This window comes from Nostoc linckia z4, from assembly GCF_002608075.1.
Classification (GTDB): Bacteria; Cyanobacteriota; Cyanobacteriia; order Cyanobacteriales; family Nostocaceae; genus Nostoc; species Nostoc linckia.
This window is the reverse complement of record NZ_LAHA01000012.1, coordinates 121766-146385: the sequence shown is the minus strand read 5'-3', so window position 1 is coordinate 146385 and position 24620 is coordinate 121766. Positions and strand designations below refer to the sequence as shown.

The following is a 24620-nucleotide window of genomic DNA, read 5'->3' as shown; positions in this document are numbered from 1 at the left end:
ACACTCCCCACTCTCTTAATTCACATGGTCAACTTTGAAACTCAATCCGGGGAAAATCTAATTCAGCTATCCCACGCCGAAACAGATGCTTTGCTTGCAGCAGTCAGCGAGCAATTAAATCAAAATACCTTCAACCCTGATGACCAAAAAATCCTCAAGCAAATGATTGAGAGTATGGGAGATTCACGGGGAATGGTGCGTTTGAGTTTTGCTGAGGCATTGGGTAAAGTCGGTAAACCTGTAACTCCTCTATTATTAGAAGCGGTGGCAAATCACCCAAATCCAGTTGTCAGGAGAGCTAGCACTAAAACTTTGACATTGATTGCCGATCCGATCGCAGTTCCCACCTTAGTGAATGCCCTCCTCAATGATGAAGATACCGTAGTCAAAGGTTCCTCAGTGGGAGCGCTGGCTAGAATTGGTGAAGCTGCCGTACCAGCATTGTTGGAAATTTTAGCTTCATCCACATATCCAGAAAGCGCCAAAGGATATGCAGCATGGGCGTTAGCATTTATTGGAGCAGAGGGTAGAGAATATCTATATCGAGAAATTAACTCTGACTCACCAGAAGTCCGGGCCGCGGTGGTGGGAGCGATCGCTAAAATCGCTGAAGAAAGTACAGAAACCGAAGCATTTCAAATCTTGATTAATGCCCTCACCGATGCATCTCCAATCGTGCGGTGCGAAGCTGCGGTAGCTTTGGGTAGCTTAGCTCATCAACCAGCGATTCCCAACTTCGTTGAGTTATTGCATCATCCCGATTGGGAAACTCGAAAAGCAGCCGCCTTAGCATTAATGAAAATTGGTGATGTTATTGCTTTAGAACCTCTGCAAACCGCATTGACGCAAGAACAGGAAGCAGGAGTTCAAGCGGTAATTAAATTAGCAATTTCTCAACTTGAAAAAGATTAAAAATAAACACAATCACGTGTTATACCAATTCTGTATGAAGATGCGCCAAACTATATGAGGAAGGAACCGCAAAGGGCGCATTCGCGCAGCGTCTCGTCAGAGAAGGACACAAAGAAAGAAAGTAAGAAAGAAAATTTGGCGCAGCCTCACAAAGAAATGGTGTTACATCAAGTTTGGTTGAAGACTGATTATTAGAGACTATTTATTCACATAAGGGAACTCCAAAAAATAAATTATTCCGGTTCGGGTCGTTGACTGTTAGCTGTTGACTGCTGACTGTCAACTGTCAACAGTCAACAGTTAACCATCTTCTGTGGAATATTTTTTTACTTGGAAGTCCCTAAAATTTTCTTTCTCTCCCCTGCCTAGACAGTAGACCTCTTGCAATCAATTGCTTTTTGGACTCTTGTGGTCAAAGGGATACATGTTAGAGGGGAAAGGGAAAATACCAAACCTTTCCCCCTTTCCCCTGCCCCTTATCCCCAGAGGGGCCCCCCTTCCCCTTTTTCCGACTTCTGCAAGAAGTCTAGTGATTGGTTATTTTTTAAGAAGCTAAAAAAATTTCTTGTCCCTACTTCGTAAACACAGGGCTTAACCTTTACCTGTACCTATTCGCCACTCCCCATTTCCGACTCCCCATTTTCTACCCCAAAGGTATGGGTTTTTTACACTTTCCTCAAAAATAGTAGTTTTAGCTTCTGGGGTGTAGTGGTTGATAAAACTATCATCATTTCGTTGCTTGATTACAAACCCATACTTGTCAGCCATTGCCTACTCGGTTTTTCAAGCCGGGTTGATTGGAAATTAATCAAGTTTTGAAAAATTTATCTTCAGTATATATACTGTTTATTTTTAAGTAAAAATCTTTATCATGGCATTAAGTACTAAAGTCAGACTTACCAGTAAAACATCATAAAAACAACCAAAATCAAGATTTCTGCAAAGTTTATACAGTGCCGCTTGATGGCAGTGTGACACAATTTCATGAAAAATATGATACAGAATCAAACCTTGAGATATGTGCTATGTCTCACTTTGTTAATTTTGAATTTTGTTAGCGCAGCTAAGCCGTGTCTGCGAGCGTCATTTTGAATTTTGAATTGGTATGACCTGTTATCAGAAGGCGATTCCTTTGGATATTGTTCCTGGTACAGGTTTGTTTATTGGTGACTAATTTATCTTAGACAAAAGTGATACTTATTTGAAAAAAATGCGACAAATACACATGCTCAAACCCTTGCAATCTGTAGTTTTCTGAATGCGTGAATTTTGAATTGGTATGATTTTTAGCACCCTTGGATTTAGGTTTGTATAACCATTTTGGATGCAACTAAGTCTAAAACATGACATTTTTTTGCCAAAAAAATTTGAAATTTGATTTATGCTAGCCACTTCCATTACTACGACCCCAGAAGAGAATAACTTAATTGAGTGTGATAGCGATCGCGGATTTATTTCTTGGCTGAGTCAAGCCGGAGGTTCAGTTGCCATCACGACCTACCAAGCCGGGAAACTAGCACTAGTGGGCTGGAACGGGCAACAAATTACCATGCTGTTACGCCAATTTTCCAAACCAATGGGGTTAGCTGTTCATGGTTCGCGTTTAGCACTGGCTAGCCATCACGAAGTCTATTTATTAGCCAACGCCCCCGCATTAGCTTATGAGTATTTAGAAGACCAACTCGGACGCTACGACGCCCTTTACCTCCCACGAATGACATACTTCACAGGCGACCTGAACATTCATGACCTGGAATTTGGTAGGGAAGGGCTGTGGATTGTCAACACCCGCTTTTCCTGTCTTTCTGCCTTGAGTCCAGACTTTAGCTTTGTACCGCGTTGGCATCCCAAGTTTATTTCCCAAATAGTACCAGAAGACCGGTGTCACCTCAATGGCTTAGCAATGGTAGATGGCAAACCCAAGTATGTGACTGCCCTTGGTGCCACAGATACCGTTGGGGGATGGCGGACGGGCAAAGCCAACGGTGGAGTCGTAGTCGAAGTAGAAAGCAATGAAATTATAGTAGACGGGTTATCAATGCCCCATTCTCCAATTTGGCACGACGGATTTTTGTGGTTACTCAACTCCGGTGCAGGGGAAGTATGGCGCATTCATCCAGAATCAGGAGACAAACAAGTAGTGTGTGTACTACCTGGATTTCTCCGGGGATTGTGCTGCGTCGGCTATTACGCCCTAGTGGGACTATGCCAGATTCGGGAACGGCATATTTTTGGGGGATTACCCATTACTCAACGGTTTGAGCATTTGTTGTGTGGCGTGGCAGTTGTAGATTTGCGAAATGGACAGCACGTAGGGATGCTGAAGTTCACCGCAGGCTGTCAAGAACTTTATGATGTGCAGTTCCTTCCTGGCGTGCTGCGTCCGATGGTTTTGAATCAGCAACGCAAAGAAATCCGCCAAGCTTTTACCGCACCAGAGTTGAACTACTGGTTGCGACCAAGTGCAGTAATTCCTAATGACTAAAGAATCTGTCTAGTCACAGCGTAATTCTTGAAATTAAATTTTTAATTTTTTTAGAGGTTTTCATGACTGAATTCCAAGTTAATACTTACATCGATAATGAGCAAAAGAACCCCACAGTAGCAATGGATTCAGATGGGGATTTTGTCATCGCCTGGACTACCTATGGTCAGGATGGGTCGGGCTTTGGGATATATGCCCAACGATACAACAGTGCTGGAATACCTCAAGGAAACGAATTCCAAATCAATACCTCTACCACCGGCGATCAAATCAACCCTACAGTAGCGATAGATTCTACTGGGGACTTTATTATTTCGTGGCAAAGCCAAGACGAATCAGGTAATGGGATATATGCCCAACGCTACAACAGTGCTGGGGTTGCTCAAGGGGGCGAATTTAAGGTCAATAGTTCCAGCAATGGCGAACAAATCAATCCTACAGTAGCGATGGATGCGGATGGGGATTTTGTTATTTCCTGGCAAAGCAAAGATCAAGACGGGTCAGGCTATGGAATATATGCCCAACGCTACAACAGTGCTGGGGTCGCCCAAGGAGGAGAATTTAAAGTCAATACTTATACCATCGATCATCAAAGTAATCCTACAGTAGCGATGGATGCTGATGGGGACTTTGTTATTTCCTGGCAAAGCTATTATCAAGACAACTCCTACTATGGGATATATGCCCAACGTTACAACAGTGCTGGGGTCGCTCAAGGAGGAGAATTTAAAGTCAATACTTATACACTCAAGGATCAACGTAATTCCACAGTAGCGATGGATGGTGTTGGGAACTTTATTATTTCCTGGAGTAGCCTTGGACAAGATGGTGCTAGTTATGGGATATATGCCCAACGCTACAACAGTGCTGGGGTCGCTCAAGGAGGAGAATTCAAAGTCAATACTTACACCACCAGTAGTCAAGACAACCCCACAGTAGCCATAAATGCTAGTACTGGAGACTTTATTATTTCCTGGCAAAGCCTTGGACAAGACGGGTCTAACGATGGAATATATGCCCAACGCTACAACAGTGCTGGGGTCGCTCAAGGGAACGAATTCCAAGTCAATACTTATACACAAAGCTATCAAAATTCCCCCACAGTGGCGATGGCTAGCAATGGGGAGTTTGTCATTTCCTGGCAAAGCCTCGATCAAGATGGGTCTGTCAATGGAATATATGCTCAACTCTACAACAGCAACAATGCTCCTCCACAAATCACCCTGGGTTCTGCCTCAGCCCTAACTTATATAGAGAATGCCACTACAGCCATTGACTCAGGTTTAACTGTCAGTGACACAGACTCCACCAATTTAGCTAGTGCCACTGTCAGTATCAGCAGTGGTTTCATCTCTGGTGAAGATGTCCTCGCCTTCACCAACCAAAATGGAATTACTGGCAGCTACAACAGCAGCACAGGTGTCTTAACCTTAATTGGCACTTCTACTGTTGCTAACTATCAAGCTGCACTGCGTTCGATTACTTATAACAACAGCAGTGACAACCCCACCACTACACCCCGCACCATCAGTTTTCTAGTTAATGATGGAAGTTCTAATAGTACTGCTGTTACCCGCAATATCAATATCACGGCGGTGAATGATGCGCCTGTTGCTGTTGCCACCAACTCTGCTGTGAGCTACACCGAGAACGCCAATACAGCAATCGATTCAGCCATTACTCTCAGTGACACAGACTCCAGCAACTTAGCGAGTGCCACTGTCAGCATTAGCAGTGGTTTCGTCTCTGGTGAAGATATCCTCGCCTTCACCAACCAAAATGGAATTAGCGGCAGCTACAACAGCAGCACAGGSGTCTTAACCTTAACTGGCAGTTCTACTGTTGCCAATTATCAAACTGCRCTGCGTTCRATTACTTATAGCAACAGCAGCGACAACCCCACCACTACACCCCGCACCATCAGCTTTCTAGTTAATGATGGAAGTTCTAATAGTACTGCTGTTACCCGCAATATCAATATCACGGCGGTGAATGATCCGCCTGTTGCTGTTGCCACCAACTCTGCTGTGAGCTACACCGAGAACGCCACTACAGCAATCGATTCGGCCATTACCCTCAGTGACACAGACTCCAGCAACTTAGCGAGTGCCACTGTCAGCATTAGCAGTGGTTTCATCTCTGGTGAAGATATCCTCGCCTTCACCAACCAAAATGGAATTAGCGGCAGCTACAACAGCAGCACAGGGGTCTTAACCTTAACTGGCAGTTCTACTGTTGCCAATTATCAAACTGCGCTGCGTTCGATTACTTATAGCAACAGCAGCGACAACCCCACCACTACACCATCTCTGGTGAAGATATCCTCGCCTTCACCAACCAAAATGGAATTAGCGGCAGCTACAACAGCAGCACAGGGGTCTTAACCTTAACTGGCAGTTCTACTGTTGCCAATTATCAAACTGCGCTGCGTTCGATTACTTATAGCAACAGCAGCGACAACCCCACCACTACACCCCGCACCATCAGCTTTCTAGTTAATGATGGAAGTTCTAATAGTACTGCTGTTACCCGCAATATCAATATCACGGCGGTGAATGATGCGCCTATTGTTGCCAACCCGATTACTGACCAAGCAACGACAATAGACACCACCTTCAACTTTGCCCTACCTGCAAACACTTTCACGGATGTAGATACAGAAAATCTCACCTACACAGCTACCCTGGAAGATGGTAACTCACTTCCTGGCTGGTTGACCTTCAATGGCACCACTTTTAGTGGAACTCCCACAACTAATAACGTTGGTACTCTCAGCATCAAAGTTATCGCCAGTGATGGAACAACATCCATTGATGATGTTTTTGTACTGACCATCACCGACCCCAATAATCCAGCATTCAATACAATAAATGGCACTTCATCCGGGGATAAGATATCTGGTACGCAGATAAAAGATTTCATCTCTGGATTGCTGGGCAATGATAGCCTCATAGGATTAGGTGATAATGACACCCTTGATGGGAGTGATGGCAATGATACCTTAGACGGTGGTACAGGTAATGACAGTCTGATTGGTGGTAAAGGCAATGATACTTATATTGTAGACAGCCTCAGCGATGTGATTATTGAAGGCTTAAATGCAGGTACAGATGTAGTCAAGTCTTCTGTTAATTGGGTGCTGGGAGGCAATATAGAGAAGTTGATTTTGATCGGAACCGACGCAATCAATGGTACTGGTAACAACTTAAAGAATGTCCTCACTGGAAATAGTGCCGCTAACATCTTGAATGGAGCTGATGGCAACGATAGCCTGATTGGTGGTGCAGGTAATGATAGCCTGATTGGTGGTGCAGGTAATGACACCTTAGATGGTGGAGTCGGTAATGACACTTTAGATGGTGGAGCAGGGGATGACACTTACATCGTAGACAGTACCAACGATGTGATTATTGAAGGCTTAAATGCAGGCAAAGATTTAGTCAAGTCTTCTGTCACTTTTGTGTTGGCGGATAACGTGGAAAACCTCACCTTGACTGGAAGCTCAGCCATTAATGGTACTGGTAACAACCTCGGTAACATCCTAATTGGAAATACTGCTGCTAACTATTTGAATGGAGCTGATGGCAATGATAGCCTGGTTGGTGGTAAAGGTAATGACACTTTAGTTGGCGGCGCAGGTAATGACTCCTTAGATGGAGGAGTCGGTGATGATAGTCTTGATGGTGGAGCAGGGGATGATATTTACATCGTAGATAGTGCCAACGATGTGGTTATTGAAGGCTCAAATGCCGGTACGGATTTAGTCAAGTCTGCTGTGACTTTTGTGTTGGGAAATAACCTAGAAAACTTGACTTTGACTGGAAGCAAGGTGATTAATGGTACTGGCAACAGCCTGAATAATATTATTACAGGAAATAGTGGCGCTAATATTTTGAGTGGAGAAGATGGTAATGATAGCTTGATTGGTGGTGCAGGTAACGATACTTTAGTTGGCGGTGCAGGTGACGATGAATTAGATGGAGGTACAGGTGATGATAGTCTTGATGGTGGAATGGGTAATGATACTTACACCGTAAACAGCCTCAACGATACTATTACTGAAGGCTCAAATGCAGGCACAGATTTAGTTAAGTCTTCGATAACTTGGGTGTTGGGAAATAACCTAGAAAACTTGACTTTGACTGGAAGCTCAGCAATCAGTGGTACTGGCAACAACCTGAATAACATCATCACAGGAAATACTGGCGCTAACCTCTTAAGCGGAGAAGATGGTGATGATAGCCTGTTTGGTGGTTCTGGTATTGACACTTTGTTGGGTGGTGCAGGTAACGATGTACTCATCGGTGGAGTTGGTAAAGACTTGCTAACTGGTGGAACTGGGCAAGATAGTTTCTATCTGACTGACACCCGCACTGGTAGCTTTGATACCATTACTGATTTTACTGTTGGAGATGATACTATCTTTATTTCTAAGGCGGAATTTGCACTGAGCCAATCTGTGAATACTACGCTGGATTCGAGTATATTCCGACTTGGTACGGCTGCTACAGCCGCTGGCGATCGCTTCATCTACGATCAAACTACGGGTAACTTATTTTTTGATAAAGATGGCAGCGGTAGTGCAGCAAAAGTTCAAATTGCTCTGTTCTCCAATCAGGCAATGCTTACTAATGCAAATATTACTGTGATTGCCTAACGGTAGCTATGTAGTAAGCATTGGTAAATTAGCCACTCAGTTGCAGCACTTTAATATCAAAGGTTGGGTTTTGCTGTTGTAAAACCCAACCTTTTAGATTGAAATCCAATAATTTATTGTTTGGTAGTCCCTGAATGTAAGCGTATTATCAGCAATTACAGAGCATTTGATTTAATTGCTACCAGGCTGGGATGGAATCAGCTGTTGTTCGGTTGGGACTGGCGTAGTTTCCAAACTAGGGCTTGAACCAGCAGGTAATAGAGTTGGTGGTGTAGATGAAGAAACCCCAATCAAACTACTATCACTGCCATCGATACAAGTGTCCAACGCCTGGTTTGGAGGAAGTTCGATTTTACTAAGTAAGCCAACTACACACTGACCAAAGCGCACGGGTAACAAACTGCGACCACAGTAATTTAAGGCTGCTGGGTTAATTGCTTCCTTGGTTATTGAGCTAACGCCGACTACACAGGTGGCTAGATCCTCAGGACGCCTAGCTCTGCCACAGTAAGAAAGAGCATCCGCGGCTGTAATTTCAGTTTGCTTGTCAATTTTAACGATGCAAGCACCAAAATCCCTGGGACGTAGTGCATTGGCACAGCCTTGGGATGCTGCTTCTGGCGTTATACCAACCTTTAAAAGACCCTCTGCACAAACACTGTAATCATTCCTGTAGGAGACAGCGATCGCCATATCAGGTAAAATTGCTGTCAACAATCCAGTTATTGCCAAAACTGGTACTGTTATAATCCCAAAGGTCTGACCTTTACTAACCGCTTTTTTACTCTTTAACATTGCCATTCTCCAAACACCCAAAGTAATGCTAACTCAAATCTCAGAATTCAGAACTCAGAATTCAGAACTCAGAATTCAAAATTCAGAACTCATAACTACAAGATCTAGAGAGGATTGCTTATGCTGTAAATTGTGTTATCATAGACAATTGTGTTAATATTATGATTCTTTGAAAAAGAAAGCAGATTTCAAGGAAACTGAAGTACACAACCTCAGTGCAGTAACCAAGTATAAAGCTTGTTTTACTTCTGATTAGTAACTTCTGACTTCTGAATTCTGAATTCTGGATTCTGATGTCAAAATAGATGTTTGGGTAAAGTTTAAACAGGATTAGATTAAGGAAACTCATGTCCCGATACAGAGGGCCACGCCTCAGAATTATACGTCGCTTGGGCGACCTGCCTGGATTAACTCGTAAAAGCGCCAGACGTGCTTATCCACCAGGTCAGCATGGTCAGAACCGCAAGAAGCGCTCTGAGTATGCCATCCGTCTAGAAGAAAAGCAAAAGCTCCGTTTCAACTACGGTTTAACGGAAAAACAGCTGCTACGCTATGTGCGGAAAGCCAGACGTGTTACTGGTTCCACCGGACAAGTGTTGCTGCAATTGCTAGAAATGCGTTTGGATAACACAGTGTTTCGCTTGGGTCTAGCTCCAACGATTCCAGCAGCTCGCCAATTGGTGAACCACGGTCATATTACTGTGAACGGCCGTGTAGTTAATATTGCCAGCTATCAATGCCGTCCTGGTGAAGAAATTGCTGTCAGAGACAGGGCGCAATCACGCAAGTTGGTGGAAAATAACTTGCAATATCCAGGTTTGGCAAATCTACCGAGTCACCTAGAATTCGACAAAAATAAGTTGATTGGAAAAGTCAACAGTATTATTGAGCGGGAATGGGTGGCACTACAAGTTAATGAACTACTCGTAGTGGAATACTACTCACGACAAGCGTAAAAAGTTAGGAGTTAGGAGTTATGAGTTATGAGTTAGGAGTTATGAGTTTTAGATACTCACTCCTCACTCCTCACTCCTCACTCTTAACTATTTTCATCCGCCAATTTGTGACATGGTGCGGGTGTAGACACCCCTAATACCAGAGTCGCGGGCTTTAAAGTTAATTTCTGGTTTGATTGCTAGTAAGCGCCTCACCTGCTCTTTGAGTTGAGCAGTGCTAGTACCAGAACGCAAAGCAGTTTTCAGGTCGAGTTGACCAGTTTCATTCAATAAACACGGACGCAGCCACCCATCAGCACTTAGACGCATCCGATTACAACGATCGCAAAAACATTCCGACATCTGACTAATAAATCCCAATGTTCCCTCAGCTCCGGGAATTTTAAACACATCAGCAGGGCCAGAACCACTAACTTGTGATTCTATCAAACCCCAACGTTCCCGGATGCGTTGGCGTAACTCAGCTGAAGATACCCAACCGCGATCGCCAAATAAATTTAAATTACCGATGGGCATGAACTCTATAAATCTTACATGCCACTGTTTATGTATTGTTAAGGCAGCTAAATCTAAAACTTCGCCATCATTAACGCCAGGAATGACCACCACATTCAGCTTCAGTGGGTCAAATCCGACTTGATAGGCGACTTGAATTCCATCCCAAACTTGTTGCCAACGGGAACGACTGCGGTTACTAATAATTTTGTCAAAAGTGTCGGGGTCGAGGGAATCCAGACTAATATTAATGCGTCTTAGACCTGCATTGTAGAGGTCTTGCGCCATCGGCGCAAGCAAAAACCCGTTGGTGGTTATTGACAAATCTTGAGTTTGGGGAAAAGAAGCGATGGCGCTGACTAAATCTACTACGCGGGGACGTAATAGCGGTTCGCCCCCAGTCAAACGAAAGCGGCTAAAACCAAGAGGAATAAATACCTCTTGTATGAGAGTGAGTAGTTCTTCATCACTCAACAGCTGTTGCTTGAGAATATAGTCCAGTTCTACTCCCTCTGGCATACAGTATTGACAACGGAAGTTGCAGCGATCTATTAAACTAATCCGGAGGTAGTCTACCTGGTTCATTGTTTTTATTTTTATTGTCTTTGAATAATGAAAAACACCACTGAGGTGGTTTACCCCTTCTCTCCTAGTTTTGTGGTAATTGAAAATACCGTCTTATCCCTTAAGTTAGAATTCACAGATTGTGGCATAATAAGCCGGTCGCATACACTACTCGTTAGCCATCAATCGTGCAAGATACCGACTCCATCAATGACCTTGCTGCGGCTTTGCAACAGCCAGCAGATCTTACCTTTGAACTGCCCGATCCAGAAGATGAACAGATCCTAGAGTCAGATTTTCAACAGCAGCTCGAAATAGCTTGGCAGGTATGCGATCGCTTCGATCTGCAAACTGAAATCTGGCGGGGGCGAATTTTACGCGCCATCCGCGATCGAGAAAAAATTGGTGGTGATGGACGCGGTACAGGTTTTCTCAGATGGCTAAAAGAACGGGAAATCAGCAAAAGTCAAGCTTATGCCTGGATTCAACTGGCTAATAGTGCTGATACCCTACTAGAAGAAGGCAAACTAGACCCCAGCGCAGTCAATAACTTTAGCAAACGGGCATTTGTCGAAACCTCCAAAGCCGTCCCAGAAGTACAACACATGGTAAGTGAAGCAGCCCAAAAAGGCGATCGCATCACCAGGCGGGAAGTGCGACAACTCACCGACGAATGGACAGCCATGTCCTCAGAATTACTACCAGAACCAGTCAAAGCAAAAGCCGCAGATAACACCCTGCCGCCGCGCTACATTGCCCCTCTGGTAAAGGAAATGGAAAAACTACCAGAATCGCACCAAAAGTTTATCCAAAAGGAAATAGCCGCCAATCCTGATGTAGATACCTTGAAACAGGTAACTACAGAAGCGCGTAACTTAGCAAAATACCTCAAAGGTGCAGCTCAAGTCCAGGCCTTGGCGCAGGAAAATATTGATATTGAAACAGCCTTAGAAGAAGCGCAAAGAGTAGGCTGTTTGAGCATCGCTGCCGATTTAGTCAATCAAGCATCCCAAATGGAACAAACCATCGCCAAACTGTACATGACTTGGAAACGTATCAGCAATTTGGCAGATAGATTATATGTAGATACTGGCGCAAGTACACCCAACTTGCGATCGCTCCTCAGTAGCTTAGAACCTCTGGGTGGTGAAATCATGGAATTGCAACTCAGTGGTGCAACAGAACACACTGTACGTTTGCAAATTCAGGAGACGAATTAGGGCATGGGGCATGGGGGGAGATGGGGTGATGGGGTGATGGGGTGATGAACGTAGTTTCACTCCACCTTCCTATCTCCTTATCTCCCCATCTCCCTCATCTCCCCCGCCAGTCCTAGACCACTCGGCTAATGTTGATCCAGAGAATTTTTAACTTGTCTCAAATTCTAATTAGCAGCGCAAGATGCAGGGGCGATCGATGAACTATGGGGTATGGCAGGTGGTACTTCAGCAACCAGAACTACGTTACCATTAGCATCGATCGCCCATCCTTGGGCTTCAACAATTTCGTTAGGTTCTTTGACAGAATTTATTTTATGTGGTAGATAACTTTGCTGCTTTTCAGCAACCGGTCTATTCTTCATACCATCAGCACGATTCTCACTTTCTGGATTCAGTGTTATCCAATCTGCTAGCACTACATCAGCCATCAATGGTTGTGTGGGATCGAGTGTTGTTCCTCCACGCCCAATGTGACTAAATGAACTCCTGCCCGTTTTTGCACCAGAACTACAATCAGCAGCAATTTGCTGAGAAGCATCAACCAGATTTGTAGGTAGTTCCGCTAATCCCTTACTGGGGTCAACATCTGGTGAGTTGATTTGTACTGTGCCATCTAATGAAGAGTTTTGCTGAGAAAACGCGGTGATGTCATTTGTTGGCAGATTATTCGGGTCTTTTTCTTGTGGGTCGAGCCTTCTTACCTCTGCACCTGTGCGCCTTACAAATCCAAAGATGTTTTTAGTGGTGATTGTGATTTTGCCACCAGCACCAGAGACGGCGTTAGCAGTAATATCGCTATTTCCAAAAATAGGCGCGATAATGAAGCCATTTGGTGCTTTGATGGTAATATTACCGCCATCTTGATCGCCCCCTGCATTAGTGGAGATTTGGCTGTTGCCGCGCATCAGTAGTAAGTCCCGCACTTGTAGCGAAATATTTCCGCCTTGGCCTGACTCACTATTAGATGTGAGTTTTCCCCCATTGTCCAGCAGTATGGAGCGAGTGATTGCGTTAATTTCGCCCGATCTTGTTCCTTGGTTGTGTCCGTCCCCTAAAACGCTCACATTTACTTGAGCGTTATCGCGAACAATTAATTTTCCTGTACTAATTGTCACTTTTCCAGACTCGCCAAGACCAAAAGTTGTAGCAGATATGATGCTAGGGTTATCTTGTCCTGCGTTTCCAATTAGCTCTACAGACTTTAAGGCATTCACAGTTACATTGCCTCCTTTACCTGTAGCTGCTATAACTTGAGAGTTTTCCAAGGTTCCACTAGAATCTGCTGATATCTGAGCTCCATCTTGAATAAGTAATCTCCCTGTTTGGATCGTTATGTCACCAGCTTTTCCGTCACCACCTGTTGTACTGAACAATGTACTGACGATAGTCTGATTATCTGGCCTAATAAAGCTACCAATCAGCTCTACAGATTCAGAGGCGTTGACGATCAAATTTCCTGCTGCACCCTCGGCTATAGTGGAAGTACCCACTTGTGCACTATCTCGAAGAATTAATTTCCTAGTATTAATTGTTATATCTTTCCCAGCTATCCTACCCCTAGTCTGACTTGCCAAACGCACAAGATAGCCAACTAATTCTACTGTATTGCCCTGTACTTGAATACTACCCCCACCATTGCCACTGGTACTTACCACAGATGGAATCTTAGAACCATCATTAGCTTGCCTCTGAATTAGTCGAATGTTCTGGAAGTCTTGGACATCTTTATATCCCAAAACCAAAGCTTGGTCTGTTAAGTTCAGACTGACCAAACTATTGCTACCAACGCTTCCTAGCTCTATTCGTCCTGACTGTGCTGTTAAAGTTCCGCCCTCTAAATTTATGTTACCGCCTACCAGTGCCAAGGTTTTCCCAGACTGTACTTGTAGAACTGATTGATTAAGAATCGGCTTAGCAGTTGCTCCAAATTGTAAACCAATGGGAGCACTTACTGTCAGCAGAGGTAAACTTTGAGGATTTGTAGCACTAAACTGAGTACTATCAGCAAATTTTAGGCTACTTGCTGTAGTCGCAATAAATGAACCACCGATGTTTAAGGAAGCATTGGGACTAAAAATAATGCCATTGGGATTAATTAGAAATAGATTGGCTTTGTGTTTAGCTCTAATAGTACCTTCAATATTAGAAGCAGATTTCCCCGTTACTCGGCTAATAATGTTCTCAACACTTTCGGCGTTTCTAAACTCAGCAATAGTCCCATTACGTACAGAAAAATCTTTAAAGCTGTGGAATAAATAGCTTCCTATTGGAGTTCCATCTTCAATAATTGTGGTATTGCCTTGTTCTATAACTTTAGAAGGGTTAGATAAAGTATCATCTGGAGTAATTTGAGCACTAACAAAGTTTCCAGAGAAAGCTATTACACCAGCTATTGCAACTCCCAAACTTTTAAACCAGATCCAAAGATTACTCATACAGGGTATTACAGGACTCAAAAGTACTACCAGTTAATGAGGAATGGTCAGTCCCTTCGGGGAAGTCAAAAGTCAAATTTCATCTACACTTAGCAAATAGGACTTCGCGAATGAAGGTTGTATCACCCTCAAAAAAATGTAATTTGATAGAAATCTGTCATCAAAAGAATAGGATTTATAGTAATCGGTTTTGATTTTTGAAGTTGTTTGCCGCTGTAAGCAACTAGATAAAAACTATTTTTAATTTGTACAGCGTTTTTGCAAAAATCAAATACAAGTCCTATATAATTGAATATTTACAGTCAAAAGAAAAACATAAATTTGCGTAGGTTGCGTAGAACAACAGCAAAACGCAACCTATGATTCTTAATTAAATATTATGGCTTGCATTTGACACAAATTTCACCCTCAAGGCAGCATGTCGCTAATACGATATGTTTGCCAGGAGCTAGAAATGAACACTTCGCATCATTCAAATCAGCTTCAGCTAGATTAACGCTGCATTGAATTTTTAGAGCATTCTTTTTTGAAAGACCATACTTTTCTAATACCTTACTTAGTCTTGAACTTTGCACTATCTGGCTAATTTCTTGCCGAATCTCATTTTGGAACTGCTCTAACGTTAGAGAATCTAGAGATACTTGCTGTGAAGTTTGAGATTCCATAAATTTTACTTCCCTTGCAGATTATATAACTGTGTGAACCGATCTTGTGATGTAGGAATTTAACGTGACTTGGGCAATCAAGCAATCAATGATACATAGTTGGAAGCAAAACGAAAGCATTCACTTTCTAAAGCTCTTGCGAACCTTCATAATTATGACTTCAGCTTGACTAGTAATAATTACGCATTGTTTAACATAACTTCATATATTTTTCTTGGATTTCCTTAAAGCATTCATGAATCTGGTTGCCAACTGTTCTTGATGCAACAAGAATAATTGATACCTCCTCTAATCTCTCGCTGAGTAAAAGAGTAGACAAAATAATGTGTACGCCTATGTTTGTTGTGTGGATGTTGGAGATGAGAGAACAACCATCCCATCCACACATGAGTTTTAGTACAAAAGGCGAACGCTCCTCTCAAAGTCATAGCGAATCAGCGATTTATGGCTTTGGTGGGCAAGGACAATCTGTCAACTCACCATTACACAAGCAAGCCCATGCTTGAACATGCTTAGCAGGAAGTAATAGTGAATGATTTATATCTCTAACTTGAATTTTAGTTAAGTCAATATCGCACTTAACTTGTAAGACATCATCTCCTGATATCCCATAGTTTTCGAGTAGCTTCTTCAAGTTATAGCTCCTCAGTCTTTCACTAATTTCTTTCTCCTGTGTTATTACACCAGGCTTATTGGTTAAAGTAGCATCCTGGTTAATTTGAGCAATAGCAGAATTTCCAGAGAGAACTATTGCCCCAGTTATTGCAATTGCTAAACCTTTAACCCGATAGCAAAGATTGGTCATAACTTGATATCGCACTTTTCTAATGAAGTAACTATTGCCCTACAGCAGTGAAGCTTTAGCAATTTTCAGTAGGTTACATTGAAATACGTAATCAGTGTTTTATCTTTTATTAGAGTTTATAAACCTTCATTTCTACAGACAATTAATAAACTGTAGCCAAGAAAGTCGATTTTTAATTTGCAGCACAAGACGCAACAGTAAACGACGAACTATGGGGCATCCCAGCAGATACTTCAGCAACTAAAACCACGTCACCATTAGTATTTAATATCCATCCTTGGGCTTCGACAATTTCACTAGGTTCGTTGAGGGAATTTGTTTTCTCTAATTTCTCTATGTTTCGCCGCGCCTGAAGATATTTCTTCTTGATTCCCTCGCCACGATTTTCAATTTCTGGATTTAGTGTTATCCAATCTGTCAGCACTGCATCAGTTGTCAATGGCTGTGTAGGATCGGCTGATGTTCCTCCGCGTCCAATATTAGTAAACGAACTGGTGGCGATTTTCGTACCAGAACCACAACCAGAAATAATTCGCTGGGAAGCATCTACTAAATTGACTGGTAATTCCACTAACCCCTTACTGGGGTCTGCATCTGGTGAGTTGATTTTTACTGTGCCACTTAAGGAAGGATTTTGCTGAGAAAATGCCGTGATGTCACTTGTTGGTAGGTTATTGGGGTTTATTTCTTGTGAATCTAACTTTTCTACGTCTGCACGGGTGCGGGGGACAAATCCAAAAATGTTTTTAGTCGTAATTGTGATTTTGCCACCAGGGCCGGAGAAAGCATTGGCGGTGATATCGCTATTTCCAAAAAAAGGAGCGACAACAAAGCCATTAGATGCATCAATAAAGATGTTACCGCCAGTTTTATCGCCTCCGGCGTTAGTGGATATTTGACTACTACCCTCCATCAATAATAAGTCCCGCACCCGTAACCTAATATTTCCACCTTTGCCTGATTCACTATTGGATGTGAATTTTCCTTGATTGTCTAGCAAAATAGAGTTAGCAGTTATATCTAAATCGCCTGCTTTCCCTAAATTTCTGGGATTTCCTTTCACATAAATTACATTTTTGCGAGCTTGGCTATTAACAGTTATTGCAGCTCCATCTTTGGCAATCAATTGCCCTGTTGTTACCGTTAAGTTTCCTCCATCTCCAGGCCCTTGAGTCCTGGAAAACAAGCCACTGACCCTAGAACCATTTGGTGAAGTTCCAATTAGTTCAATAGACTCAGAGGCGTTCACGGTCAACTTTCCTCCCTTTCCTGTAACTGGTATAAATTGGTTCACATTAAACAGATAGATGCCTTCGGAACTAGTTGATATTCTTGCTCCTCCCTGAATACGCAATTTTCCAGTATTAATTGTGATGTTGCCAGCATTTTGACTGCCATAAGTTTCACTAAATAATCCGCTGGAGACTATATCACTACCATCTTGCAACAGAGCAACAGGGAAACCGCCGATTAGTTCTACTGAATCTGAGGCATTGAGGGTCAATTCCCCCGGTAATCCTGAGCCAACATTGTACATTGATACTTGCGCTCCACCCTTGGCAATGAACTTTTTAGTAGTGATATTTATACTTCCAGAGTTGCCAGTGTTAAAAGTTCCAGTAGCCAAAAACGCATTGCGTTCAAGTTCAACAGATTCCGCAGCGTTGAGTTGCAAATTTCCTCCTGGTTGTGTCCCCAAAGTAAAACCTAAAATATGGGAACCGCTATTTATCAGCACATGTTTACCTTGCAGGTGGATATTACCGCCACTTTCACCACTTGTATCTACGGTAGAAAAAATTTTATTTAATCTGATGATTTCAATATTCTGAAAATTTTCAACACTTTCATATCCGAATGTCCAAACTTGATTTGTGAAATTTAGACTGACCAAACTATCAGGAGCAACACTTCCCAATTCAATTTTTCCGCCTTTGGCCGTTAAATTTCCACCTTCTAATCTGACTTCACCGCCTATCAGTGCTAGGGTATTACCTGATTGCACCTGTAAACCAACACTTTGTCCAAGGAGATTAGTTGCACCTTCTGGACTAGCTTGGGATTGATTGCGGATGGGAGCCGCTGTTGCACCAAATTGTAAGCCGACGGGAACGCTAACTGTCAACAAAGGTGCAGATTGAGGAACTGTAGCACTAAATTTTGTACCATCAGCAAAATTTAAACTACTTGCCGTACTAGCTATTAATGAACCGCCAATATTTAAAGAAGCATTTTTCCCAAAAATAATGCCATTGGGATTAATCAAAAATAGGTTGGCAGCACCATTAGTTTTGATGGTGCCATCTATATTAGAAATGGAATTGCCTGTAACTCGGCTGATAATGTTTTGAGTATCTATTGGATTGTTAAAATGAACTGTCGTTCCTTCAAAGACAGAAAACCTGTCAAAACTGTGGAACAAGTTTTTCCCACGAATTGCTCCTCCATCAATCTGGTCTGTGGGGCGACCATCGATTAACTTTGGTGTAACAATCGAACTTTCGCTTCCAAGGGTGTCATCCTTTTGAATTTGGGCTGAAGCAAAACCCTGATAGGAAGTGAGTACTCCAGCAATTGCCAGAGTACTCACCATACCTAATTCCCAGTACCAGAAGCTTCGATTTTGAGACATTATTCACTTGCGGTCAAAAAATCAGAGTCACTGACTAGGATAAACTTTTTACAGCGCAAAAACTAAATTCTTATAAAGAGAATTCACAACTCAGAATCCAGTGTTACAAAATGCTCAACTGAATTCTGAGTCATGAATTCTTCAGGTTAAATCATTTAGCAGTTGCAACCCAAAGGACTACCAGTGGAAGGACAAGGAATACACCATGCTTTTTTGACTAACACAATTTCTTCTTTTGGAGTTTTTGGTGTTGCTGCCAATAATGCATTGGATTGCTGTTCATCAACTGCATCATCAGATTTTAATTGATTGGGGTCAAGATTGAACTGCCAATAAACTCTCAAAACTCTATCTTCTAATATGCCGTACTTTTCAAGTAGTGAATTGAAGTCAGCGTCTTTTAGAGTTGCATCAAATTTTTCCTGAATCTCGTTTTGTAATTGTTCTAATGTTTGAGGATCTAAAATTGGTTGAGAACTCATGAGTGCTTGGATTCCTTAATTGAAGGTGTATAATCCTTGCTTCACTTTGCCCTGTAAGAATTACGCACTCCGTAATAAAAGTTGACATTCACAGACGGTAAAACTTATACCGATGCAAAAAATATTTGCGACAGATACCGCATCAGCCTGACGCCACCCTCCCCAAAGCATCGGAGAGGGTTGGGAGGGGTCTTGTGTATGTGTCGCATTGTTTTTTCAAATTGATATTACACAGGACTTACGCACAAGTAACGGAAAATCTAACCGCAGAGGACGCAGCGAAAAGTCGGAGCGCCGGCTTCCGGCGTACACCGAAGGGGTTGCCGCAGGCATCTGAACTTTTCAAGACAGAGGACACGGAGGAATAAGAGCAAGAGAGAGTTTTTGCGTAAGTCCTATTACACATCAAAAGACTTTTCATCCAGTCACCATTCCCTTGCTATATATATATGCAGCTTCACAAAGAAATGTTATTAACTCAAGTCTATTGCGATATATTACTGGCTTTAGCGCTGACAATTCCTGACCATTGCACCTTTTTCTCTTGTTCCCGGCGGTAAGAAAAGAAATGTTCTGGAGTTTGGAAAGTACAATAAGGAGCGATCGCTATTTGTTCTGCACTAATTCCTAAACTTTCCAGTTGTAAAACATTTACTCGCCGTACATCAAGTTTTACCTTTCCTGGATTGGGGTCTGCTAATAAGGGTGAATTCGGCAGATTTTGTAGTGCTTGGACAATTTTTTGTTGGTCATGATGTGGTAGAATGCTAGCTCCAATTTCAGCAGCTACCTCAACAGAAACTTGGTAAACTTCACCTGCAATGGCCGGGCCCATTGCAATCCGTAAATCGTCAAGTTTGCTGCCCTGGGATTGTAATCGAGCGATCGCTTGGGGGACAATCTTCTTGGCAGTACCGCGCCAACCAGCGTGTATTGCTGCCACTTGTCCTGTTTTCACATCGCCAATCAGCAAGGGCGTACAATCTGCGCTAGCAACCCAAACAGCTTGTAGAGGCTGTTCGCTAATTAAAGCATCTGCCGAGGCTAAACCATCTTCAAGAGTGCTAGTAGCGATTTCTTGGGGGGTGAGAACAGTATTGCCATGTACCTGCTTTAAGCGATAAACTGATGCCTTTGGTTGTAGTGTGAGTGTGAGTTCTTGTGGCGATCGCGGCCAAAACTGCTGCGTAAAAAAACCGTGATGCCAATGTTCCAAAATACTGCAAGTTAAATAGGGCAGTCCTTCCCAATTTTGCCAGTGCCAAGTATGCATCTTCAACCAAACCTAAACACAAAATCACTCATCAGCCAATCAATGCTAACTTGAACAAGGCCATTTAGGTTACTGCTGTGGGATTTAATCTGCAAAATTTAGAAGCAGCCTTGAAAGCAGGGCGAAAGTATCCATATTTACCATTCTCTGTGCACTTTTTGGAAACTGTCTCCTCAACAAATCAAACCCTCTGGGATATGCTAAACCTTGGGGCAAATTCGGGAACAGTAGTAATTGCAACATCACAGACTGCGGGACGCGGACAATGGGGACGCCAATGGATTTCTCCAGTTGGAGGATTGTATCTTTCAGTGGCGATTTCTTTTGACCACAAAATAGAAGCTAGTGATAGCTACCAGCTAACTTTCGCTAGTGCTTGGGGAATTGCGTCTCAATTGCGCCAGCACAACGTGAATGTTGGGATAAAATGGCCCAATGATTTAGTTTTAAACGGTCGCAAGCTAGGCGGCATTTTGACAGAAACTAAAGTCAAAAAAGCACAAATTACACAAGCAGTAATTGGTGTCGGCATTAACTGGATAAACTCAGTACCAGAAACAGGAATAAATCTGGAATCGTGGCAAGCTTCCCAAAATTTCAGGCCTATTTCTTGTTTGGAAATGCTCGCCTCTACGGTTTTACTAGGAATAGAATCCGGTGTGCAGTGCCTCTTTCAAGAAGGAATAAACATACTCTTATCTCGCTATTTAGACTTGCTTACAAACATGGGCGATAAGGTGTACGTCAATAATCTTTCAGGTACTGTAGTCGGTGTGACTCCTCAAGGAAATTTACGAATTGATTTAGAAAATTATGGGACAAAAGAACTAATTACACCGGAAATTTATATTCAACCCGGTACAATCAGTTTGGGATACCATAAATCTTCCGTTTAAATTTCCGGTTTGTTCAAAATTCCGCTCTTTGGGCAAAACAAACCACTAGCATCATCTCTTTAGGCTAATTACACACAACACCAGAGAACAAATGACGCAGCGCAAAAATTCTGCCCATCATCGTTTGCATTACCTATGGCAGCGAGATGTGACAAAAAAACGTTTTGCCTCGACGCTACCAGCACAGGGTCTCTGTTGGCTAAGCAGCGTCAGTATTCTAAGCGGCGGCTTCGTGTCTGCCCAAACGGAAACACAAATAGACAATATTGTTCCCACTGTTGAAAGTTCCCAACCAACAGTAGTGTTTACAAACCCAGTTAAAAAACAGAGTGTTGCGCCCGAAGCAGCTCAAACACAGCCAGACTTTGCTCAACGGCGCGCTAGACTCAGGCAAAGACTACGTAACAAGCCAGAAGTCGCTCAATCAAAACAGCCCATTAGACAGTCTCAGCCCAAAATAGAAGCCGCTGAACCTGTTGTTATTATCAGACAGTCCAAGCCCAAACCAGAAACATCTCAAATCGTTCCTGCAAGGGTACGACAAGAAAAACCAAATATTGCTCCTCGTCCCCTGCCTGAAAAACTGCCAGAAGTTGCTCAACCGACAAACAACTCCAACAGCGCTGTCAGGACAGCTATAGAAAAGGCTAGGGATTATAATAACGCCTATATTGACCCCAATAGTTATGATACCGGCACAACGGGCACTTATCAAGCGCCAAGTTCCGTAATCCTCACAGAACGTTCTAGTGGTTGTCGAGCCACTTTGTCTTCAGGACAAAATGTATCTGGTGGGGTTTGTGTTCAAGCGCCACAAACTGGGCGTGTAGCTAACTCTAATGGCAAATCAGCACCTAATTGGCTAAGAAGAAGTCAAAACGCTCAATTACCAGTAGTTGCACCAGTGCGACAAGTAGCAGCTGCTAGTAACAACGGCAGATGGGGTGCTGCTGGAAGTGTTTCTGCTAGTAATAATCAAACTGGATTCCGCCCGAATCGATTTATTCCTAGTCCCAACGAATTCAGCCCTACTAGGGTGAGTACAACTCCCATTGCGCCCAGTGGTGGTACTTTACCACCACCAATGGCAGATGGCAACCTTGCACCCCGCCCCAGCACCGTCAGTTACGACTTCTCACTGGCATCAGTATTGCCCCAAATTCCCTACAGTCCCAGAATTGCCTATGGCGGTACAGGAATGATGTATCCACTGTCAATTCCCGCTTCCATTACTTCTGTATTTGGTTGGCGAATTCATCCAATTACAGGTAACCAACGCTTCCATGCTGGTACAGACTTGGGTGCGCCTACGGGAACCCCAATTTTGGCTGCTGCTGGCGGCCAAGTGGAAACAGCTAACTGGCTGGGTGGTTATGGTTTAGCTGTTATCATCAATCACAAATCCGCTCAACAAACTCTCTACGGTCACATGTCAGAAATCTTTGTTCAACCCGGTCAATGGGTAGAACCAGGAACTGTCATTGGGCGAGTAGGTAGCACAGGTAACTCCACAGGCCCTCACCTACACTTTGAAGTCCGCCACCTCACACCAAATGGGTGGGTTGCAACTGACCCAGGCGTGCAATTACAAAGCGGCCTAGCCCAGTTACTTCAATCCCTGCGAACTGCCCAGGTGAGTCAGCAACCAGGGAGTTAACTGGGGAAAAGGTTAAAGGGAAAAGGGAAAAGGAATAAATTTAATCTTTCCCTTTTCCCCTTTCCCTTTCCCCATACCTAATTACAAGTACCCGTGTTCTGCTAAGAATGCGGGTGTAATGTCGTTTATACTATTGTTATCAGGGTCTGTGGTGTGTGGTTTGCCAGAATAAACAAACTTTTCCACGTATTTGCCGAGAATATCTCCTTCTAGATTGACTAAACTACCAGGAGTCAAATAACGAAGATTTGTTTCGGCATAGGTGAGAGGAATCACCGCCACCTTGAATTGGGAAAATTCTGGTTCATATGCAGCTACTGTTAGACTGATGCCATTGACGGCTATGCTACCTTTGGGGACAATGTAGCGTGCGATCGCCTCTGATGCACTAAAGGTCATTTCCCAAGAAGTCGCCGTTTGTTCCGCCACTAACAATCGCCCGATGCCATCTACATGACCCATAACAAAATGACCGCCGACTTTACTGCCAACTCTGAGCGACGCTTCTAAATTGACATATCTCTGTTGCGTTTGCTCCCCTCCCAAAGTCGTGCGCCGTAGGGTTTCTGGTGAAGCGGTGGCGATAAACCCATCTTTTAAAACTTTTTCCACCGTCAAACAAACGCCATCCACCGCAACACTGTCACCATAAGCCAAATCTTGCATAATTACTTCACTCGATGGGCCAACACAAGTAATTTGCCAAGAATCGCCCCCTAAGGGTTTCATCATTCCTAAAGCTTGGATTAATCCTGTAAACACCGCTTTTTTGCCAAACTAACTCTATTTATTGCCTAATTTTGGCAGAAATTAATTAGTAATTGTCACAGAAATTGAGAATGTCTGAGTATATTTTCTGACTTTTTTTCTATGGAGAATATTAACACATTATCATCCTTCACAAGGCATACTTGGGTAAGAAGCTTATTGTTTAAGCAGACCCATTTGAATTACTCTGGTGTACACCACAAGTTCGGAGTTTAATAGAAGCAATTATAGAGAACGAATGCTTATGTTTATTACTGTCGCCAAACCACCCGAAAAAGGGTACTATTTGTTACACAGCATCCAAGGCTCTCAGAAAATTGTAGAGGCTTAGCCAATGATTGAAATGAAAGTCGCTGGCATAGCATTAGATGCCATAACCCGCAGCCCGATCGTCCTTTTGAAAGATTCTTCAGATCGGCGGGCTTTGCCTATTTACATCGGTCAGGAACAAGCTAGGGCAATTATGGGCGCACTGGAAAATCAGAAGCCTCCCAGACCCTTGACTCACGATTTGATGGTGAATCTTTTAGAGACCTGGAATATGACTCTAGAAAAGGTGATTATTCATTCCTTGCAAAAGGATACATTTTATGCTGCCTTAATTGTCCAGCAAGGTGAAGTCAAAAAAGAAATTGACGCCCGTCCCAGCGATGCGATCGCCATTGCCCTCCGCACAAATACTCCGATTTGGGTAATGGAAGAAGTCATAGCCGATGCTTCTATCCCAGTTGACCGCGATGCAGATGAAGCCGAACAGCAAGCCTTCCGTGAATTTGTTTCTAATCTCCGTCCTGAGGATTTGATCAAGCGCTTTGGTAATGGCGACAGCTAGGCAATTTTAGATTTTGAAGGGAAAGGAAAAGTTTAAGCGCCGATTCCCGGCGAACAAAGCTTTTCACAAAGGATTTTAGATTGAAGGAAAA

19 protein-coding genes are annotated in these 24620 nt (G+C 43.1%); 9 read left to right on the top strand and 10 right to left on the bottom strand.

All coding sequences use genetic code 11. From position 1 onward, the window contains the following. On the top strand, positions 1-912 hold a 912-nt coding region (locus VF06_RS13110), incomplete at its 5' end, for a HEAT repeat domain-containing protein (RefSeq protein WP_306535098.1). A gap of 591 nt (positions 913-1503) precedes the next feature. Here the strand turns inward: VF06_RS13110 and VF06_RS40680 are convergent. Next, positions 1504-1680, bottom strand: coding sequence for a hypothetical protein (locus tag VF06_RS40680; protein WP_180267443.1), 177 nt, complete (start codon positions 1678-1680; stop codon positions 1504-1506). A 613-nt stretch (positions 1681-2293) separates the two neighbouring features. Here VF06_RS40680 and VF06_RS13105 point away from each other — a divergent pair. From VF06_RS13105 to VF06_RS13095, 3 genes are all read left to right on the top strand, one after another. Further along, positions 2294-3397, top strand: coding sequence for a TIGR03032 family protein (locus tag VF06_RS13105; protein ID WP_099067938.1), 1104 nt, complete (start codon positions 2294-2296; stop codon positions 3395-3397). Between the two features lie 62 nt (positions 3398-3459). Next, a complete protein-coding gene (locus tag VF06_RS13100) occupies positions 3460-5781 on the top strand; it encodes a beta strand repeat-containing protein (protein ID WP_099084273.1) in 2322 nt (773 codons plus the stop codon). A 167-nt stretch (positions 5782-5948) separates the two neighbouring features. Continuing rightward, positions 5949-8054 (top strand): putative Ig domain-containing protein, encoded by a 2106-nt coding sequence (locus tag VF06_RS13095; RefSeq protein ID WP_099084352.1) that lies wholly within the window; start codon positions 5949-5951, stop codon positions 8052-8054. Positions 8055-8225: 171 nt separating this feature from the next. On the opposite strand, the gene VF06_RS13090 is transcribed toward VF06_RS13095, so the two are convergent. Beyond that, positions 8226-8849: a hypothetical protein gene (locus VF06_RS13090; RefSeq protein ID WP_099067937.1), complete on the bottom strand. Its 624-nt coding sequence runs from the start codon at positions 8847-8849 to the stop codon at positions 8226-8228. 347 nt (positions 8850-9196) lie between these two features. Here VF06_RS13090 and rpsD point away from each other — a divergent pair, with 347 nt between their 5' ends. After that, entirely contained in the window at positions 9197-9805 is a 609-nt protein-coding gene (gene rpsD / locus VF06_RS13085; protein WP_099067936.1) for a 30S ribosomal protein S4, read from the top strand. Positions 9806-9898: 93 nt separating this feature from the next. Here the strand turns inward: rpsD and moaA are convergent, their stop codons facing one another. Then, positions 9899-10885 (bottom strand): GTP 3',8-cyclase MoaA, encoded by a 987-nt coding sequence (moaA, locus tag VF06_RS13080; RefSeq protein ID WP_099067935.1) that lies wholly within the window; start codon positions 10883-10885, stop codon positions 9899-9901. A gap of 167 nt (positions 10886-11052) precedes the next feature. Between moaA and VF06_RS13075 the strand changes: the two genes are divergently transcribed. Beyond that, positions 11053-12084: a hypothetical protein gene (locus VF06_RS13075; RefSeq protein ID WP_099067934.1), complete on the top strand. Its 1032-nt coding sequence runs from the start codon at positions 11053-11055 to the stop codon at positions 12082-12084. A 164-nt stretch (positions 12085-12248) separates the two neighbouring features. Here VF06_RS13075 and VF06_RS13070 read toward each other — a convergent pair whose 3' ends face one another. The 6 genes from VF06_RS13070 to pgeF all read right to left on the bottom strand — a co-directional run bounded on the left by VF06_RS13070 (position 12249) and on the right by pgeF (position 20376). Continuing rightward, positions 12249-14519 (bottom strand): two-partner secretion domain-containing protein, encoded by a 2271-nt coding sequence (locus tag VF06_RS13070; RefSeq protein WP_099067933.1) that lies wholly within the window; start codon positions 14517-14519, stop codon positions 12249-12251. Between the two features lie 377 nt (positions 14520-14896). Further along, positions 14897-15184 carry a hypothetical protein gene (locus VF06_RS13065; protein WP_096536595.1) on the bottom strand — a complete coding sequence of 96 codons (288 nt, stop codon included), beginning with the start codon at positions 15182-15184 and terminating at the stop codon, positions 14897-14899. Positions 15185-15626: 442 nt separating this feature from the next. Then, positions 15627-15989, bottom strand: coding sequence for a hypothetical protein (locus VF06_RS13060; RefSeq protein ID WP_099067932.1), 363 nt, complete (start codon positions 15987-15989; stop codon positions 15627-15629). Between the two features lie 172 nt (positions 15990-16161). Further along, complete coding sequence (locus tag VF06_RS13055; protein WP_099067931.1) at positions 16162-18621, bottom strand: two-partner secretion domain-containing protein; 2460 nt, start codon at positions 18619-18621, stop codon at positions 16162-16164. 155 nt (positions 18622-18776) lie between these two features. Next, entirely contained in the window at positions 18777-19103 is a 327-nt protein-coding gene (locus VF06_RS13050; RefSeq protein WP_099067930.1) for a hypothetical protein, read from the bottom strand. Between the two features lie 484 nt (positions 19104-19587). Next, positions 19588-20376 (bottom strand): peptidoglycan editing factor PgeF, encoded by a 789-nt coding sequence (gene pgeF / locus VF06_RS13040; RefSeq protein ID WP_099067929.1) that lies wholly within the window; start codon positions 20374-20376, stop codon positions 19588-19590. A gap of 77 nt (positions 20377-20453) precedes the next feature. On the opposite strand from pgeF, the gene VF06_RS13035 reads away from it, so the two are divergent. Further along, positions 20454-21272, top strand: a complete 819-nt coding sequence (locus VF06_RS13035) for a biotin--[acetyl-CoA-carboxylase] ligase (RefSeq protein ID WP_099067928.1) — start codon at positions 20454-20456, stop codon at positions 21270-21272. 91 nt (positions 21273-21363) lie between these two features. Then, positions 21364-22929, top strand: a complete 1566-nt coding sequence (locus VF06_RS13030) for a M23 family metallopeptidase (protein WP_099067927.1) — start codon at positions 21364-21366, stop codon at positions 22927-22929. Between the two features lie 81 nt (positions 22930-23010). Here the strand turns inward: VF06_RS13030 and VF06_RS13025 are convergent, their stop codons facing one another. Continuing rightward, positions 23011-23691: a riboflavin synthase gene (locus tag VF06_RS13025; RefSeq protein WP_099067926.1), complete on the bottom strand. Its 681-nt coding sequence runs from the start codon at positions 23689-23691 to the stop codon at positions 23011-23013. Positions 23692-24031: 340 nt separating this feature from the next. Here VF06_RS13025 and VF06_RS13020 point away from each other — a divergent pair, with 340 nt between their 5' ends. After that, positions 24032-24529, top strand: coding sequence for a bifunctional nuclease family protein (locus VF06_RS13020; RefSeq protein ID WP_096536256.1), 498 nt, complete (start codon positions 24032-24034; stop codon positions 24527-24529). Positions 24530-24620 lie beyond the last annotated feature (91 nt).

What these genes read in the sequence shown, in the direction of transcription:
- VF06_RS40680 (WP_180267443.1), bottom strand. Translation starts at nt 1,680, where the DNA reads ATGGCTGACAAGTATGGGTTTGTAATCAAGCAACGAAATGATGATAGT.
- VF06_RS13105 (WP_099067938.1), top strand. Translation starts at nt 2,294, where the DNA reads ATGCTAGCCACTTCCATTACTACGACCCCAGAAGAGAATAACTTAATT.
- VF06_RS13090 (WP_099067937.1), bottom strand. Translation starts at nt 8,849, where the DNA reads ATGTTAAAGAGTAAAAAAGCGGTTAGTAAAGGTCAGACCTTTGGGATT.
- rpsD (WP_099067936.1), top strand. Translation starts at nt 9,197, where the DNA reads ATGTCCCGATACAGAGGGCCACGCCTCAGAATTATACGTCGCTTGGGC.
- moaA (WP_099067935.1), bottom strand. Translation starts at nt 10,885, where the DNA reads ATGAACCAGGTAGACTACCTCCGGATTAGTTTAATAGATCGCTGCAAC.
- VF06_RS13070 (WP_099067933.1), bottom strand. Translation starts at nt 14,519, where the DNA reads ATGAGTAATCTTTGGATCTGGTTTAAAAGTTTGGGAGTTGCAATAGCT.
- VF06_RS13065 (WP_096536595.1), bottom strand. Translation starts at nt 15,184, where the DNA reads ATGGAATCTCAAACTTCACAGCAAGTATCTCTAGATTCTCTAACGTTA.
- VF06_RS13060 (WP_099067932.1), bottom strand. Translation starts at nt 15,989, where the DNA reads ATGACCAATCTTTGCTATCGGGTTAAAGGTTTAGCAATTGCAATAACT.
- VF06_RS13055 (WP_099067931.1), bottom strand. Translation starts at nt 18,621, where the DNA reads ATGTCTCAAAATCGAAGCTTCTGGTACTGGGAATTAGGTATGGTGAGT.
- VF06_RS13050 (WP_099067930.1), bottom strand. Translation starts at nt 19,103, where the DNA reads ATGAGTTCTCAACCAATTTTAGATCCTCAAACATTAGAACAATTACAA.
- pgeF (WP_099067929.1), bottom strand. Translation starts at nt 20,376, where the DNA reads ATGCATACTTGGCACTGGCAAAATTGGGAAGGACTGCCCTATTTAACT.
- VF06_RS13030 (WP_099067927.1), top strand. Translation starts at nt 21,364, where the DNA reads ATGACGCAGCGCAAAAATTCTGCCCATCATCGTTTGCATTACCTATGG.
- VF06_RS13020 (WP_096536256.1), top strand. Translation starts at nt 24,032, where the DNA reads ATGATTGAAATGAAAGTCGCTGGCATAGCATTAGATGCCATAACCCGC.